This window comes from Burkholderia sp. AU33545, assembly GCF_020419685.1.
GTDB lineage: Bacteria > Pseudomonadota > Gammaproteobacteria > Burkholderiales > Burkholderiaceae > Burkholderia > Burkholderia diffusa.
The window spans coordinates 24,063-40,550 of record NZ_JAIZRQ010000002.1 but is presented as its reverse complement, the minus strand read 5'-3'; the positions used below and the strand labels follow the sequence as shown (position 1 = coordinate 40,550).

General features: G+C 69.1%; 14 protein-coding genes. 2 read left to right on the top strand and 12 right to left on the bottom strand.

What is annotated here, in order from left to right:
• Nucleotides 1-64 precede the first annotated feature (64 nt).
• The 3 genes from LGM71_RS06025 to LGM71_RS06015 form a co-directional block, all read right to left on the bottom strand.
• A complete protein-coding gene (locus LGM71_RS06025; protein ID WP_226114266.1) occupies nt 65-1,525 on the bottom strand; it encodes a sialidase family protein in 1,461 nt (486 codons plus the stop codon).
• A gap of 460 nt (nt 1,526-1,985) precedes the next feature.
• Complete coding sequence (locus tag LGM71_RS06020; RefSeq protein ID WP_124622729.1) at nt 1,986-2,417, bottom strand: MarR family winged helix-turn-helix transcriptional regulator; 432 nt, start codon at nt 2,415-2,417, stop codon at nt 1,986-1,988.
• Entirely contained in the window at nt 2,414-3,331 is a 918-nt protein-coding gene (locus tag LGM71_RS06015) for a serine aminopeptidase domain-containing protein (protein WP_174911757.1), read from the bottom strand. Before LGM71_RS06015 ends, LGM71_RS06020 begins: the two co-directional genes overlap by 4 nt.
• A 299-nt stretch (nt 3,332-3,630) precedes the next feature.
• On the opposite strand from LGM71_RS06015, the gene LGM71_RS06010 reads away from it, so the two are divergent.
• On the top strand, nt 3,631-4,596 hold the full coding sequence (locus LGM71_RS06010) for an ABC transporter substrate-binding protein (protein WP_124622725.1): 966 nt from the start codon (nt 3,631-3,633) through the stop codon (nt 4,594-4,596).
• A 52-nt stretch (nt 4,597-4,648) separates the two neighbouring features.
• Nucleotides 4,649-5,743, top strand: a complete 1,095-nt coding sequence (locus LGM71_RS06005; protein ID WP_226114265.1) for an LLM class flavin-dependent oxidoreductase — start codon at nt 4,649-4,651, stop codon at nt 5,741-5,743.
• Between the two features lie 86 nt (nt 5,744-5,829).
• Here the strand turns inward: LGM71_RS06005 and LGM71_RS06000 are convergent, their stop codons facing one another.
• From LGM71_RS06000 to LGM71_RS05955, 9 genes are all read right to left on the bottom strand, one after another.
• Nucleotides 5,830-6,759 (bottom strand): ABC transporter substrate-binding protein, encoded by a 930-nt coding sequence (locus tag LGM71_RS06000; RefSeq protein ID WP_226114264.1) that lies wholly within the window; start codon nt 6,757-6,759, stop codon nt 5,830-5,832.
• Between the two features lie 34 nt (nt 6,760-6,793).
• Complete coding sequence (locus LGM71_RS33140) at nt 6,794-8,578, bottom strand: amino acid ABC transporter permease/ATP-binding protein (protein ID WP_264160385.1); 1,785 nt, start codon at nt 8,576-8,578, stop codon at nt 6,794-6,796.
• 59 nt (nt 8,579-8,637) lie between these two features.
• Nucleotides 8,638-9,996 (bottom strand): LLM class flavin-dependent oxidoreductase, encoded by a 1,359-nt coding sequence (locus LGM71_RS05985; RefSeq protein ID WP_226114263.1) that lies wholly within the window; start codon nt 9,994-9,996, stop codon nt 8,638-8,640.
• Nucleotides 9,997-10,003: 7 nt separating this feature from the next.
• Nucleotides 10,004-11,053, bottom strand: coding sequence for an LLM class flavin-dependent oxidoreductase (locus tag LGM71_RS05980; protein ID WP_226114262.1), 1,050 nt, complete (start codon nt 11,051-11,053; stop codon nt 10,004-10,006).
• Nucleotides 11,054-11,091: 38 nt separating this feature from the next.
• Nucleotides 11,092-12,033, bottom strand: coding sequence for an ABC transporter substrate-binding protein (locus LGM71_RS05975; protein ID WP_124622716.1), 942 nt, complete (start codon nt 12,031-12,033; stop codon nt 11,092-11,094).
• A 64-nt stretch (nt 12,034-12,097) separates the two neighbouring features.
• Nucleotides 12,098-12,658: a GNAT family N-acetyltransferase gene (locus LGM71_RS05970; RefSeq protein ID WP_124622715.1), complete on the bottom strand. Its 561-nt coding sequence runs from the start codon at nt 12,656-12,658 to the stop codon at nt 12,098-12,100.
• Between the two features lie 273 nt (nt 12,659-12,931).
• Complete coding sequence (locus tag LGM71_RS05965; protein ID WP_124622713.1) at nt 12,932-13,966, bottom strand: succinylglutamate desuccinylase/aspartoacylase family protein; 1,035 nt, start codon at nt 13,964-13,966, stop codon at nt 12,932-12,934.
• Between the two features lie 240 nt (nt 13,967-14,206).
• Nucleotides 14,207-14,482 (bottom strand): hypothetical protein, encoded by a 276-nt coding sequence (locus LGM71_RS05960; RefSeq protein ID WP_059600470.1) that lies wholly within the window; start codon nt 14,480-14,482, stop codon nt 14,207-14,209.
• A 291-nt stretch (nt 14,483-14,773) separates the two neighbouring features.
• The gene (locus LGM71_RS05955; RefSeq protein WP_226114261.1) at nt 14,774-16,324 is read right to left on the bottom strand and encodes a diguanylate cyclase domain-containing protein; all 1,551 of its coding nucleotides are present in this window, start codon (nt 16,322-16,324) and stop codon (nt 14,774-14,776) included.
• Nucleotides 16,325-16,488 lie beyond the last annotated feature (164 nt).

Below are 16,488 nucleotides of genomic sequence, written 5' to 3'. Positions count from 1 at the left end.
CGCGCAAGCGGGCACGCTGCCGCGACGCGAGGGGCGTCACGGCAGCGCTGCGCTCACGCGTGCATCACGGCGTGAAGAACACGTCGGTGCGGTTCGTCAGGTTGCCCGCGTTGGTCTGGACGAAGAACGGATGGAACGACGACGACGGCAGCACGTCGAGCCCCTGGTAATCGCCGATGAAGAAGCCTTCCGCGTTCGGCGCGAGCTTCATGTCGAACGGGCCGCCGACGCGCCGCTCGTCGGCGAACGTGGTGCCGCCGTCATGCGAGATCTTGCGCCAGAAGCCGGTCGGCAGCGTCGTCGTGTTGCCGGCCTGCAGGTCGCGGAAGTCGTAGTAGGTGACCATCACCGAGCCGGCATTGTCGACGCGCACCGACGGATTGAACGCGGCACGCCCGGTCGGCGTGTTCACTTGCAGCGGCGCGCTCCAGCTCGCGCCGCCGTCCTTCGACGTCGACAGCGCGATCTCGTCGTAGTTGCCGCCGTTGAAGCGGCTGTCCTGCCAGACGACGTACAGTTGCCCGGATGCCGGATCGATCGCGGGCTCCGGAATGATGTCGCCGGTGCGTACCGGTTCGCCGGTGTTCGGATCGGTCACGCCGACCGTCTGCAGCCCGGCGATCACCTGCGGCTTCGTCCAGGTCGCGCCGTCGTCGGTCGACTTGATGAACGCGACCTTGCCGGCCGCCTTGCTGAACGGCGGCTGGATCAGGTCGAAGAAGTCGTAGAGCGTACCGGTCTTCGGGTCGACGACGATCTGGTTGCCGATCGTCTGCTGACGCGACGGCACGTTGACGATGACTTTCGCTCTGCTCCACGTCTTGCCGCCGTCGACCGTCTTCGAGAAGAATGTCGGCCCGCGATATGCCTGCGTGTGCAGGTTCGCGTACGGGTTGCCGTTCGGCAGTTCGAGGCGGTCCCACACCGCGTAGGCCGTGCCGGCCTTCACCGGGTTCGCCGTGACCGATTCCTTGTCGTTGAAGAACTGTGTCGTCGGTTCGTCGTTCGCGATCAGTACGGCCGGGCTGCTCCACGTCTGTCCGCCGTCGGTCGACACCGAGGCCGCGACCGCATTGCCGTTGTTCGACTGGTTGAACGAGATCGATACCGAATACGCGGTGCCGTCGGGCCCGAACGACACCCACGGATCTGACGCGCGCTCGTACTTGAGGCCGCCCGGCGCGCAGGCGCTGAACGGTTGCGGCGTGCGCGCCCAGGTCGCACCGCCGTCGAACGTGTAGCCGGCGACGAGCCCGTGGGCGCCGCCGTTCGACCAGCGATCCTGCTGCCACACGCCGATCATGTTGGTCGGGTTCGCCGGATTGACCGAGAGCCATGGTTCGACCTCGGCGTTCACGTAGTTCGTGCCGGGGCCGCCGATGGTGCAGGCGGCGAACGGGCTCGGGCCGGACACGACCACGGGGTCGGCATGCGCGGCCGCGGCGGCGGCCATCGCCATTCCCATCGTGGCGGACAGGCGGGTGAGGCGGGTGACAAGCGAGTGGGATACCATCGTGTGTCGCATGGACTGCTCCTCGTTCACGTGCGGCGGCGATGTCAGGGCGCAGCGGCACGTCGCGCACCGGTACGCGGCGGCAATGGATGCCGTGCCACGCGTCGGATCGTGTCGTTCAGGAGGCCGCTTCAGTCATCGCAATCCGCGTGTGCTGGATGCCGCCAGCACGTCGGTCAAGACACCTCTTCGTTTTCATTGCTTGTCGAGTGCGCCCAAGGATGCGGACGCGACGGGAAGGCCAGTCCGTGCATATGACGAATGCGTCGAAGTGGATAGCAATGTAGGCGATCGGTATGCGGCGCGGGAGGCAATTTTTTGTAACAGGACGTAGCCGGAAAGCGTTCCCGAAGCGGTGCATCCGGAACGCAAAATTTGCCGCCTGAAAGTTCGGAAACCGAATCGAAAGCGCGAATCGGAATCGCTATCGATTACGCGGCATCGTGCCGATGCGGCGCACCGCCGGCGCCGTTCAGCGTTCGGTCGGAAAGCGGTCCTGCAATGCGTGCAGCCAGCGCGCGACGACGTCGAGTTCGGCGTCGGAAAACCCGTCACACAGCTTGCCGTTCAGCTCGCGCAGCGCCACGCGCGCACGCTTGAGCGCCGCTTGTCCTTCGTCGGTCAGGAACAGGCGCGTTGCACGCCCGTCGTCCGAATCGGCGTGACGCGCGAGCAGGCCGGCCTTCGCCATCCGGTCGGCGAGCCCCGTCATCGCGGACGGCGCCAATTGCAGCGCCGCGCCGACTTCGCCGATCAGCGCGCCGTCCTGCCTCGCGAGGCAGAACAGCACGCCGGCCTGCGCGGCGCTGGCGCGCGCATCGGTCTCGGCCTTGCGATCGACCCAGCGCTGCACGCGCCGCTGGCCGATGGTCAACAGGAAAAACAATCGTCGGTCTTCGCTCAAGCTCGGTTCCCGGCTGCAATGGAAAGGGACGGGCGACCCGCCGCGCGCGGCGCGTCGAGTGCCTGCGCGAGCCAGTCTGCGACCGCTGGCCACAGCACGGTGCCTGGCCGGCTGCGGAAGAAACCCATGTGTCCGACCGGTCCGCTGCCCGCGGCGTTCGGATCGATCTGGCGGCGTTCGACGGCCGCCCGGGTCAGGTAGCTTACCAGCAGGTCGATCGCGGGCGGGTTCGCCCACGGATCGTCGTCGAAGCCGAGCGCGAGAATCGGCAACTGCTGCTTCGAGAAGCGCTCGGCTGCCCCGAGCGTCGGATCGTCGAAGAAGTAGCGCGGCAACGTGGTCCAGCGGCTCCACTCGCGGAACACGCCGGCGGGGAGGTCCTCGCCGAGCCCGAGCCGCTTGCCGGGCACGTAGCCGAGCAGCGCGGACGCGAGCGGGCCGAGCACGCGCAGGATCAGCCGCACCTTCAGCCGCTCGGCCGCGCGGGAAATCAGCCGCGTGCTGCCCGCGTGCGCGGCGACGAGCACGGCCGCGCGCAGGTGCGCGGTGCCGGCCGACAGCCCGATCGCGTGACCGCCGACGCTATGCCCGACCGCCAGCAGCGGCAACCCTGCGTACGCGTCGCGCGCCCACGCGATCGCGGCGCCCACGTCGAGTTCGACCCAGTCGCGCATGCGAGCCTGCAGCGCGCTCAGCCGCGCGGGCCGCGACGCACCGATGCCGCGATAGTTGTAGGTCAGCGCCGCGAAGCCGCGTTCGGTCAGGAAGCGCGCGAAGCCAGCGTACAGCCGCTCCGGCACGGCGGTAGCCGGATGGATCAACACCAGCGCGCGCGGTGGCGTGTCCGGCAACCACAGCGTACCGCGCAGCGTATAGCCGTCGGCGGCGCAAAACTCCACGGGGTCTGACGTCATGGCCATCCTCATTCGGGTAGTTATTTCGTATGCGAAATATAGTGGGTGATTTATTTCGTGCACGAAATATCTATCGAGGAATCATTCGAACGGTGGTGCGCGAAGCGTGGCGGCCGGCGTCGCTTCGTGGCGACTCATCCATAAAACATTTGCATCTTTGCATAGAAGAATATTGCGTTTGTCTCATGAAGTGGATCGCCGTATCTTCGTCGGTTCCATCCGTGCGCCGGCCGTCGCGGCAAGCGGACCCATGGGCGACGCCGTCGCGCGGCCGTCCGCCAACCACCGGGGAGATCACGTTGTTGAGCCGAATCGTCACGGCGTTGCTGCTCGCGCTCGCCGCGCAGCCGGGCATCGCCAAAGACACCGTCACGCTGCGCGTCGGTGAACAGAATTACTTCAACATCCAGGCGTCGATGGAGGCGTCCGGCGTGCTGAAGGACCTGCCTTACACGATCGAGTGGAAGCACTTCCAGGCCGCCGCGCCCGTCGCCGAAAGCCTGAACGGCAATGCGATCGACATCGGCTTCCTCGGCGATTCCGCGCTGCTCACGCTGGCCGCGCGCGGCGCGCCGGTGAAAGTGATCGCGGTGTCGCGGCAGAGCCTCGACGGCGTCGCGATCCTCGTGCCGAAGAACTCGCCGGTGCGCACCGTCGCCGACCTGCAGGGCAAGACCGTGGCCGTCTGGCGCGGCGCATGGAGCCAGCAGCTCGTGCTGCGCGCGCTCGAACACGCTGGCCTGCGCGCGGATTCCGTCAAGTACGCTTACCTGATGCCGATCGATGCGACCAACGCGCTCGCGAACGGCTCGGTCGACGCCGTGTCGCTGTGGGAGCCGTTCGTCAGCACGCTCGCGCTGCGGCAAGGCGCGCGGCCGGTGACGACCGCGCAGGGCCTGATGCCCGCGCTGAGCTTCGTCGCGGCGAACGAGCAGGCGGCTACGGCCAGGCGCGCGGAGATCACCGATTTCCTGAAGCGCGTGGTGGCCGCACGCCAGTGGGTCGACAGTCATCCGCGCGAGTATGCCGACCTGTGGGCGAAGCGCGCGAAGCTCGAGCCGGACGTCGCGTACCGCTGGCTCGACAACGCGCACCAGCGCGTGGGCCCCGTCGACGACACGGCCGCGAAGGATGCGCAGAACACGGCCGACTTCCTGCACAAGGCCGGCGTGATTCCGGCCGCCTACGACACGGCGAAGCTGCTCGACCGGTCGTATGCGGGCGCATTCGCGGCGCCCGCGCAAAAGACGGCCGCCGCGCAGTGACCGTGCCGCCACGTCCGCCCGTTCCGAACCACCATCTCAAGGACAGCCCGACATGCCCGTCGACATCATCGGCATGATCACCGCGACGCCCGGCGCGGAGGTCGACGTACCGGGCGGCGCCGCCGTTCAGCCCGACTACGTGCGGCGCTTCGCGCAGGCGCACGAAGCCGCCGGCTTCGACCAGATCCTGGTCGGCCATTTCAGCAACGCGGCGGATGGTTTCATCGTCGCGTCGTTCGCGGCCGCCGCGACCGAACGCATCCGCATCCTGCTCGCGCACCGGCCGGGCGTGATCGTGCCGTCGGCGGCCGCGCGGCAGATCGCCACGCTCGACGTGTTCAGCGGCGGCCGGCTCGCGCTGAACGTCGTGTCGGGCGGCGATGATGCCGATCTGCAGCGCGACGGCGATTTCGTGCCGCACGACGCACGCTATCGCCGCACCGGCGAATATCTCGACGTGCTGAAACGCATCTGGCTCGCCGACGCGCCGGTCGATCACGACGGCGCGTTCTATCGGCTGCGCGGTGCGTCGCCGGTCGTGAAGGGCACGCAGCGCCCGCACGTGCCGATCTATTTCGGCGGTTCGTCGCCGGCCGCGCTGGCGGTGGCCGGGCAACACGCGGACGTCTACATGACGTGGGGCGAGCCGCTCGCCGCGGTGCGCGAGCAGATCGCGCGCGTGCGGGCCGCCGCGGCGCCGTTCGGACGCGCGCCGCGCATCAGCGTGTCGTTCCGGCCGATCGTCGCGAGCACCGAAGCCGCCGCGTGGGAAAAAGCCGAGCGGATCCGTGCGCGCGTGCGCGCGGCGCGGCTCGCGAACGGCCAGCCGATCGACGGTCACGCACCGCAGAATGCGGGCTCGCAACGGTTGATGGCAGCGGCCGCGCAGGGCGACGTGCTCGACGAGCGGTTGTGGATGGGCGTCGCGAACCTGACCGGCGCGCGCTGGAATTCGACCGCGCTCGTCGGCACGCCGGAACAGGTTGCGCGGGCGCTCGGCGCGTATTACCGGCTCGGCGTGTCGACGTTCCTGATTCGCGGTTTCGATCCGCTCGACGATGCGCTGGCCTACGGGCGCGATCTGATTCCGGCGATTCACGCGCATGTCGCGGAACTCGACCGGTATCACGCGGCGGTGACGGCGTAGGCGGCGAAGGTCGTCTTGTCGTTTCGCCCCGGCATGTCGATCGCGGAATGCCGGGGCGATTTCATTTCATGGGTCGGCGCATCGAGTCAGAACGACGGCAACCCCGGCGGATTCGTCTCGGCGCGCGCGACCGCCTCGCTCTGCAACCCCCAGCGCGCCAGCGCCTGCCCGTAGCGGCCGTTGCCGATGAGCGTGTTCGTCGCGAGCGTCAGCGCCGGCGCGAGCCCGCTGCCGCGACGCGTCGCGATCGCGACATCCGCATTCGCCGGCCAGCCCGCGTTGACGACGCCGACCCGGCGAATCCTGCCGTCGCGCGCGGCCTCGTAAGCCAGCGAGGCATTCGGGTTCAGCTCGGCATCGGCGCGGCCCGACAGCAGCGCGACGCGGGCGGCCGCATCGTCGTCGAAATAGAGCAGTTCGGTCGCCTTCAGCCCTTGCGCGACATTGCGCCGGCTCCATTCGAGCAGGATGCGCTCCTGGCTCGTGCCCGCACCCGTGATGATGCGCAGGCCCGCGACATTCTTCGGCTCGGCAATCTTCGTGATCGGACTCGCGGTGCGCACGTAGAAGCCGTGCAGCCCGAGCCGATAGGTCGTGAAATCGTATTTCTCCTTGCGCTTCTCGGTCACGCCGACGTTCGAGATCACGGCATCGTACTTGCCCGACGTGAGCCCGAGGGGCCAGTCTGCCCACGCGATCGGCACCAGCACCAGCGTGCGGCCGAGCGCGTCGGCGACGAGCTGCGCATAGTCGGGATCGGCCCCGACCACGGTGCGTGCGTCGGTCGCATAGGTCGACACCGGTGGCGCGTGCGGAGAAATCGCGACCGTGAAGGCTCCGTCGCGTACCCAGCGGTAGCTGCTTGCCGCACGAATCGCCGCATCGTCGCGCGACGCGCGGATCCGGCCGGCCTGGCGCGGATCGAGGTCGGCCGTCGCGGCGGCGTCGGCCGCGTGCCACGTGAGGCCGGCGGCGGCCGCCAGCGTGGCGGTCATGAACTGGCGTCGGTCGATCATCGTCGGGTGCCTCGGAGGTCGTGAGCGGCGCGCATCAGAGCACCCGCGACAGGAACGCGCGCGTGCGCGGATGGGCCGGCGCGTCGAGCACGACGGCGGGCGGGCCCGACTCGACGATGCGGCCGCGCTCCATGAACAGCACGTGGTCCGCGACTTCGCGCGCGAAGCCGATCTCGTGTGTGACGATCACGAGCGTGGTGCCCGAACGCGCCAGCTCCTTGATCACGTCGAGCACTTCGTTGACCAGTTCGGGATCGAGCGCCGACGTCGGCTCGTCGAACAGCAGCACCTTCGGGCGCAACGCGAGCGCCCGCGCGATCGCGACGCGCTGCTGCTGGCCGCCAGACAACTGGCGCGGGTACGCATCGGCCTTGTCCGCGAGGCCGACGCGCGCGAGCAGCGTGCGCGCGGTGCGCTCGGCGGCCTCGCGCGTGACGCCGCCGACGGCGACCGGCGCCTCGATCAGGTTCTCGAGCACCGTCAGGTGCGGAAACAGGTTGAAGTTCTGGAACACCATCCCGACCGCCGTGCGCCGCTTCAGCACGTCGCGCTCCTTCAGCTCGTGCAGCGCGTCGCCGTCGCGCCGATAGCCGATCAGCTCGCCGTCGATGTCGATGAAGCCGTCGTCGATGCGTTCGAGATGGTTGATCGTGCGCAGCAGCGTCGACTTGCCCGAGCCGGACGGCCCGACGATCACCGTCACGCTGCCGCGTGGCGCGACGAACGACACGTTGTCGAGCACACGCTGCGTGCCGAACTGCTTCGACACGTTGTGCACGGCGACTTCGCCGCCGGTGCGCGGCACGGGCGCGTCAGCGGTCGTGCCCTGAAGCGTCGCATCGGCCGTTGCGCTGCGTGTCGCCGCACGCCGCCGCAGCGCACCGATGCGCGCCAGCACGAACGTCAGCGCCGACGGCGGCGGATTGCGCAGCGCGCCGCGCGCATAGTGGCGCTCGACCTGGACCTGGATCGCGGACAGCACGGTCAGGATGATCAGGTACCAGACGGTCGCGACCATCAGCAGCGGAATCACCTCGAGATTGCGGCGATAGATGACCTGCACCGTGTAGAACAGTTCGGGCATCGCGAGCACGTAGACCATCGACGTGCCTTTCGCGAGCGTGATCAGGTCGTTGAACGCGGTCGGCAGGATCGAGCGCATCGCCTGCGGCAACACGATCCGCGTGGTCTGGCGGCCGCGCGGCAGGCCGAGCGCGGCGGCCGCTTCGAGCTGCCCCTGGTCGACCGCGAGAATGCCGCCGCGAATCACTTCCGCGGAAAACGCCGCGTGGTTCAGCGTGAGGCCGAGCACGGCCGCGAGGAACGGGCTGATCAGGTCGGTGGTCGGCGTGTCGAACCACACGATGTTGGTGAACGGCACGCCGAGTCGCACGTGTTCGTACAGGTAGCCGAGGTTGTTGAGGATCAGCAGCAGCACGATCAGCGGAATCGACCGGAACAGCCACACGAACGTCCACGCGCTCGCGGCGAGCAGGCGCGAGCGCGACAGCCGGGCCAGCGCGACCAGCGCGCCGAGCGCGAAGCCGAACACCGCGCCGAGGAGCGTCAGCACCAGCGTGCGCGCGAGCCCGGACAGCACCGGCGGCGACAGGAACCATTCGGCGAACACCGGCCAGCCCCATTGCGGGTTGCCGAGAATCGAATGCAGCGCGAGCGCGATCAGCACGAGCGCGAGCACGGCGCCGACCGTGCGCGACCGGTGCCGGGCCGGCACGATCCGCGGGCGCGTGCCGGCGTCACGGGCGTGGGAGGAAGCAAGCGGCGGCAGCGCGCCGCCGAGATGTGTCGTGTCGCTCATGTCGGTGAGGGTCCTCGATCGAGTTGGCCGGATGCGGCGGGCGAGGCGCAGCGCCGGCGTCAGGCGTGCGCTTCGGCCGCGTCGCCGTGTTGTTGCACCGCGCCGGGCGCCGCATGGCGGCTCGCCTTGCGCGGCAGGCCGAGGTGGTCGCGCAGCGTGCTGCCCGGCAGGTCGCGGCGGTAGCGGCCGCGCGCCTCGAGCACCGGAATCACGAGTTCGACGAAGTCGTCGACGCCCTGGGCCTGCACCGGGAAGCCGAGGATGAAGCCGTCGCCGGCACCGGCGTCGTGCCAGCGGATCAGCTCGTCGGCGACGTGCTCGGCCGTGCCGATGAAGTTCGGTCGCGGCGTCGCGACGGCGAGTGCCGTCTCGCGCAGCGTGAGGTGCTTGCGCTTCGCGTCGGCCTTGATCCGGTCGGTGGTCGAGCGGAAGCTGTTGCGACCGATGTCGCCGAGTTCGGGGAACGGTGCGTCGAGCGCGTACTGCGTGAAATCGTGGTGATCGAAATAGCGGCCGAGATACGCGAGCGCCTCGTCGATCGTCAGCAGGTCGCGAATCGCCTGGTATTTGTCTTCCGCCTCGGCCGCCGTGCGGCCGACGATCGGCCCGACGCCGGGGAAGATCTTCACGTCGCCCGGCTTCCGCCCGTGCTCGACCGCGCTTTGCTTCACGCGCCGCGTGAACGCGGCCGTTTCGTCGAGCGACGGCGAATGCGTGAACACGGCGTCCGCATACTTGCCCGCGAGCCCGATGCCGGTGTCGGACGAGCCGGCCTGGAAGATCACCGGCTGCCCCTGCGGCGAGCGCTGGATGTTCAGCGGGCCGGCAACCTGGAAGAAGCGGCCGTGGTGGTCGAGCGTATGCAGCTTGTCGCGATCGAAGAAGCGCCCGGTCGCGCGATCGCGCACGAACGCGTCGTCGTCCCAGCTGTCCCACAGCCCCTGCACGACGTCGAGGTATTCGTCGGCGATTTCGTAGCGCAGTTCGTGATCGGGATGCGTCTTGCCGAAATTCTTCGCGGTGCCTTCGAGCGGCGTCGTCACGACGTTCCAGCCCGCGCGCCCGCCGCTGATCGCGTCGAGCGACGCGAGCTGACGCGCGACCGTGAACGGCTCGCTGTACGACGTCGAGATCGTGCCCGCGAGGCCGATCTTCTTCGTCGCGACCGCGAGCGCCGACAGCACGGTGAGCGGCTCGAAGCGGTTCAGGAAGTGCGGGATCGACTTCTCGTTGATGTAGAGGCCGTCCGCGACGAACGCGAATGCGATGCCGGCGGCTTCCGCCTTGCGCGCGATGCCGATCGCGAAGTCGAGGTTGATGCTCGCGTCCGGCGGGTTGCTCGGATGCCGCCACGCGTTCATGTGGCTGCCTGCGCCTTGCAGCATCAGGCCGAAGGGAATCGATGGTCGGGTCGTCATGGGCGCGTCACGCGTTCTGGTCGGGGGAAGGGAAACGTTCGGCGGCGAGGACCGCCTGCACGGGCGTGATCGACTGCGCGCCGCCGAGCCATTCGGCCGACGCGAGCCGCGCCGCGTAGTCGGTCACCGGCGAGTCGATCACGAATGCATCGACGTCGAGCCGCCGGCTCAGCGCGTCGAGCGCGCGGTGCACGCGCTCGGGCGTATCGGCCAGCACGGTCGGACGCAACTCGTCGATCCGGTAGTCGGACGCGCCGCTCTGCCGCGCGAATTCGGCGGCGGCGTGCGCGCTCGCCAGGTTGAAGCTCTGGCCGCCGGCGAATTGCAGCTTGAAGATCTTCAGCGGCCCGATCAGTTGCTCGGCTTCGTCGCGGGTCGGCGCGGCGACGGCGTACAGCGCGACGATCGGGCGTGTGCCGCCCGCGTCGCGGTACGCGGCCAGCGAGCGTTCGAGGTTCGCGTCGTCGCCGTTGAAGTGCCCCGCATAGCAGAAGCGCCAGCCGTGGCGGGCGGCGAGCGCGCCGCTGTCGGGCGAGCCGCCGAGCAGGATGCGTTCGGGCGCGTGCGGCGGCACCGGCATCGCGACGGCGCCGGCGAGCGGATGGTCTTCGGCGACACCCCAGCCGAGGAACGCGTCGAGTTCCGCAAGCTGGCCCGCGAAGTCGGGCTTCTTCGCCTTGTCGTGAAACCACTGCAGCGCACGCGTGGTCAGCGGTAGCCCGCCGGGCGCCTTGCCGATGCCGAGATCGACGCGGCCCGGCCCGAGCGCGGCAAGCAGCTTGAACGACTCGGCGACCTTGAACGGGCTGTAGTGTTGCAGCATCACGCCGCCGGAACCGACGCGAATGCGCGACGTGTGCGCGAGCAGGTGCGCGACGACGATCTCGGGCGCGGAGCTCGCGAAGCCCGGCGCGCCGTGATGCTCGGCAATCCAGAAGCGCTCGTAGCCGAGCTGTTCGGCGCGTCGCGCGAGGGTGGTCGTGAAGCGCAGCGCGTCGGCGGCGGTCGCGCCGTCGGCGATCGGGCTTTTGTCCAGCAATGAAAGCGAATAAGACATGGTGTCGGCGTTCCGGCGAGGGCGTGGACGGGCGGCGCTCAGATCTTCGGCAAGCCCGGCGGATTCGTGCGCGACTGGTCGATCGCTTCGGAGGCGAGGTTCCAGCGATCGAGAATCTGCTGATAGCGGCCGTTCCTGATCAGCCCGTTCAGCGCGATCGTCAGCGGATCGGCGAGCCCGCTGCCGCGGCGCGTCGCGATCGCGATGTCGGCCGTGCGCGGCCAGCCGCCGCTGATTGCGCCAACGAGGCGCGTCTTGCCCTGCTGCGCGCTCTGGTAGGCGAGTACCGAGTTCACGCTGAACACGGCATCGGCGCGGCCCGACTGCACGGCGACGATCCGCATCGCCTGGTCGTCGTAGTACTGGACCTGCACGGGCTTCAGGCCGTGCGCGACGTTCTCGCGATCCCACGCGAGCAGGATCTTTTCCTGGTTGGTGCCGGCATCGGTGACGATGCGCAGCCCCGCGACGTCCTTCGGCTCGCGGATCGACTGGATCTTGCTGTCGATGCGCACGTAGAAGCCGACCTGGTCCTTGCGGTAGGTCGAGAAATCGAACTTCTGCTTGCGCTCCTCGGTGACGGTGACGTTCGAGATCACCGCGTCGACTTTCCCCGATTCGAGCGCGAGCGGCCAGTCGGCCCACGCAAGCGGGACGATCTTCAGCTTGCGGCCGAGGCTGTCGGACACGAGCTGGCCGACGTCCGCGTCGAAGCCGATCACCGTGCGCGCGTCGGTCGCATACGAACTGATCGGCGGCAGGCTCGGCGCGACGCCGATCGTCAGCGTGCCGGCCTCGGCGAACCTGAACGACGCGGGCACCGCGCGCTCGACGGCCGCATCGGCCGCACCGCGCGGGCGGCCACGTTGCTCGGGGCTCAGGTCGAAGGTCGCGGCGGCCGCGGCGATCGCGGTCACGCCGATCAGCGCGGCGGCCAGCGTGCGGATTGCGCGCGGCGTGAAGGGTACGGCTCGTTGCATGGATGTGTCCTGTTGTCGTCGTGTCTTGGGGAACGGGAGAGCGGAATCGGATGGCGCGGGGCGTTCAGCGCGGCAGCACGGCCTCGGGCAGCGGCGCCCGCAGGTCGGCGAGCGTCGACGTGCGCGACGGATCGGCGAGATCCTTGCCGAAGCGCAGGTGGAAATACGCTTCCGGGTCGATCGACGAATCGAACAGCCGCGTATAGCCGGTCCGGTCGTACAGCGCCCACGCTTCGGGCTGGCGAAAGCCGGTGGTCAGGTACACGCGTCGATAGCCCTGCTGCGCGGCGCGCAGTTCGAGTGCGTCGACGATCAGGCGCGCGAGCCCCTGTCGGCGCAGGTCCGCGCGGGTCCAGATGCGTTTGAGTTCGGCGGTCTGCGCGTCGTAGCGCTTGAACGCGCCGCCGCCGATCGTTTCGCCGTCGCGCAGGAGCAGCACGAACGCGCCTTCGGGCGGCGCGAACAGCTCGGCCGGGTAGCGCGCGAGCTCGTCGCGTGCGGACGCACGGCTGTCGGGGCGGTATGCGTCGTAGCGCGTCGCGTATTCGTCGATCAGCGCGTCGATCAGCGGCTGGGCGCGGACGTCGAGCGGCGTCGTGTCGATGAGGCGGTCGTTCGTGGCCATGGGCATCGCGAAGGGCGCGCGATGCGGACGTTCCTGGCGGGGGCGGGCCACGGGGCCCGCCCGGTCTGTTCCGTTATCGCGACGCGGTTGTCGTGATGACGGCGGCCACGGTGCTTCCTGCGCTGCATCCGGCGTGCCGCCGCCGTTTCGAACACGTTAGCGGCGCGACCGGCAAAGACGAACGAAGCAATTTCGATAAGGATTTCGCGGGGCGCGTCAGAAGGCTTGCAGGGGGAGTGGGGTGGGCGGAGAAACCGGTGTCGATCAGGCGGATTACCCGATGACGCGCGGCGGCGTCGAAGCCTCCGCCAGCTGAAACAGGCAATCGCCGCGCCGCACCTGTGCGGGCACGCGCTTGCACACCACTTCGCCGTCGCCCTTGAAGCGGTGCAGCACCGGTTCGCGCAGCGGCGTGTCGGGGAAGTGCACCCACGCGGCCGGCTGGCCGGCCTTCACCTGGTCGCCGAGTTCGACGAGCGGTTCGTACAGCCCGCGCTCGTACGCGTAGACGAAGTGGCGATCGCCGTCGACGCGCAGGAAGCGCGTGACGGTCGGCGGCGCGTCGGGCACGAGCGCGCCGTGCAGCAGGCCGATATGGCCGAGGTAGTGCAGCAGCCCGTGGCGGCCGAGCCGGATCAGCGACGGATCGGCCATCCCCGCGCCGCCGAGCTCGGTCACGATCGAGATCGCGCCCTGCCGGCGCGCGGCCGATGCCGAGTGCACAGGGTTCGGCGCGTGCAGCAGCGCGTTCGGCAGCCCGAACGCGACCAGCAGCCCGTTGAGCTTCGCCGCCTCGTCGTCGTCGAGCGGGTCGATCGCGAGCATGTTGCCGCCCTGGTACAGCAGCGAGCTGCCGCCCGAATGCAGGTCGACCAGATACTGCGCGCGCGACAGCAGCGCATGCTCGATGTAATGCGCGATCATCTGCGTCGGCGTGCCGGTCGGGTCGCCGGGGAAGCTGCGATTCAGGTTGCCTTCGTCGAGCGGCGACACGCGCAAGCCTGCATCGGCCGCGGGGAAATTCGCCATCGGCAGCAGGATCAGTTGCCCGCTCACCATCTCCGGATCGATCTCGCGCATCAGCTGCGACACGATGATCTGGCCTTCGTATTCGTCGCCGTGGTTGCCGGCCATCACGAGCGCGACCGGGCCGTCGCCATTGCGGATCGACGCGATCGGGATCGGCAGCCAGCCGTATGCGGAGCGATGTACGGAATGCGGCAGGCGCAGGTAGCCCGCATGCTTGCCTTGTGCATCGAGATCGATTTCGCAGTGGATGGGATTTCGGTGGGAGGAGGAAGCGGTCATGGCGGCATCGTTCGATGAACGGAATCTGCCATCTTATCGGGAAACGACCGCCGCGCGGCGTGCGCGATGCGGGCGATGCCGGACGCTGTCAAGCGGCCCGCGCGCGAACCTGCGACATGCGCCATCCGAGCAGCCGCACGCGATGTTGCAGCGGTGATACGCATGCCGGCGCGCGGCCGCCCGCGCACGCCGTATTGCGCCTCGGCCCCTTGTCGCGCGGGGCTGGAGCGGGCGATCGCTTCAGCGACCGGATGTTTCAGCTTCGATACGGCCTTCTTCCCACAGCGCCCAGAAACGGCTGCCGGCGCGATAGGGATTTGCGCGTCGCGCCGCGTGATCGGTGACGCCCTGGCGAAATGCGCCGTACAGCGTCAGCGGCGGATTGTCGACACACGCGGCTTCACGCGCGGCGGGCGCGCGGTGATCGGAAACGAGCCGCCGGATCAGCGAGGCGCCGTCGATCACGTCAAGTTGATCGCTCGCTTCCGCACGGCTGAGGACTTCGACGGTATTCATGTGTGGGCTCCCTGACATCCTGTTTCCCAGTCAAGGAGCAATAAGGGTGCCAGCCGCGAAAATCCGCTTGCCGCACCGATCGTGCGGGCTTCTGCGGCGAACGTGACGCGCGGTGCGGGCCGATGTTACGGAACACGTCACGTGACACGGGCGAGCGCGGCGGAACACGTGCGCGTATGCGCCTAGCCACGCGACGCGTTTCGGGAATCAATCGCGGGGAAGCGAAAAGGGACACGCAGGAGGGACGCGCAGTAAAGCGCGGAGGCCGTCGGCGTCAACGAACGCGCGCGCTCAGCTCGTGGTCGCGGGCGCCACGCGCCTGCTTCCTGCCGAATAGAAGCGGTAGATTCCCTTGCCGGCCGACTTCGCTTCGTACAGCGCGCTGTCGGCCTGCCGGATCAGTTCGTCGGCGGAGCCGTGCCCGTCGTCGAGCGCGATGCCGATGCTGATCCCGAAGCTGACGGTCTCGCCGATCGACAGCGCGTACGGCGCCGAGATCTGCCGGATGATCCGCGCGGCGAGGAGCGAGCAGGCCTGCATCGTGGTGGCGTCGAGCGCGACGACGAACTCGTCGCCGCCGATCCGCGCCGCCAGCTCGCCGGGCGGCAGAGTCTTGCCGAGCCGCTCGGCGACCTGCGTGAGCACTTCATCGCCGGCCTGGTGGCCGAACCGGTCGTTGATTGCCTTGAAGCCGTCGAGGTCGAGATACATGACGGCGAGCGTGGCGCCCGGCAGGCGCGGCCGATGCGCGAGCATCCGCTTGAGTTGCGCATGCAGTTCGTGGCGGTTCGGCAATCCCGTCAGCGCGTCGTGTCGCGCGAGGTGCCGGATGTGCTGCTCGCTGCGGCGGCGCGTGGTGACGTCCTCGACGATGATCACCGCGTTGCCGTCGGGCACGCGATGGCGTGTCAGTTCCAGCTGTCGGCCGTCGGCGAGCGTGATGTCGAGCGGCACCGGTTCGTCATGGTTCAGCCAGACGTCGCATTGCACGGCGAGACCTGCACCGTCGGAATCGGTCACCGCGTTCGCGCCGAGCGCCGCGACGACGTCGGGTAGCGGCGTATCGAGCATGATCTCGCGTGGCGAGCCGAACAATTGCGCGGTACGACGGTTCGCGACGATCACGCGGCTCTCGCCGTCGATCATGCACAGGCCGTGCGGCATGTAGGTGAGGGCGGCGTCGAAGCGCGCGACGAGCTCGGCGTTGCGCTGGCGCGCGGCGATCAGCGCGACCAGCACGCGGTAATGACGCTGGACGACCGTGCGCATGGCCGCGAGATAGATCGCGAGCGGTGGCAGCAGCAGCCATGCGCCGGGCCGGTCGACCAGCAACGCGCCGAGGCCGATCGGCAGGACGCCGAGCGTGACCTGGGTCATCGCGAGCCGCGGCAGCGCCGAATTGCGCGACGCGATCCCGCCGAACACGCCGCCCGCGACCATCACCGACAGCGTGCCGAGCTCGGCGTCGGGCGCCTCCACGCAGCCCATCACGCCGAGGCCGAGCACGAAGCACGCGACGAGCGACACGGGCGCATAGCGCAGCGCCCAGTATTCGGCGCGATCGTCGCCGGCGGCACGGTGCACTGCATACGCGCGTGCGATCGCGAGCCGCGCGGCGAGCAAGCCGACGTCGACGATGAGCCACACCAAACACCAGAGTTGTTGCAGCCGGATCAGCGCGATCGCCGCGACGAACGCGCTGGCGAGGCCGGACAGCGCCATCGGGCGTACGTCTTCGAACAGCGTGACGAGCATCGACGGGCGTAGCCCGGCCGTCACGCGGTGATTGCCGCAGGGGGGAGTGGCGAGAACGGCGTTCAGGAGGCTTGCCTTGACTGCCATGGCTATTTTGACCTCGACACGATGCGGCGCATTGCCGAGCGCCCCGCACGGCACGTGGCGGGGCGACCGGCGAGCCGGATGCGCACGACATTACCATGAAACGCCGGCCGCGCGTGACGTGCGGGGGCGTCGGCGAGTCGTCTCAGACCACGCCGGCGTGCGCC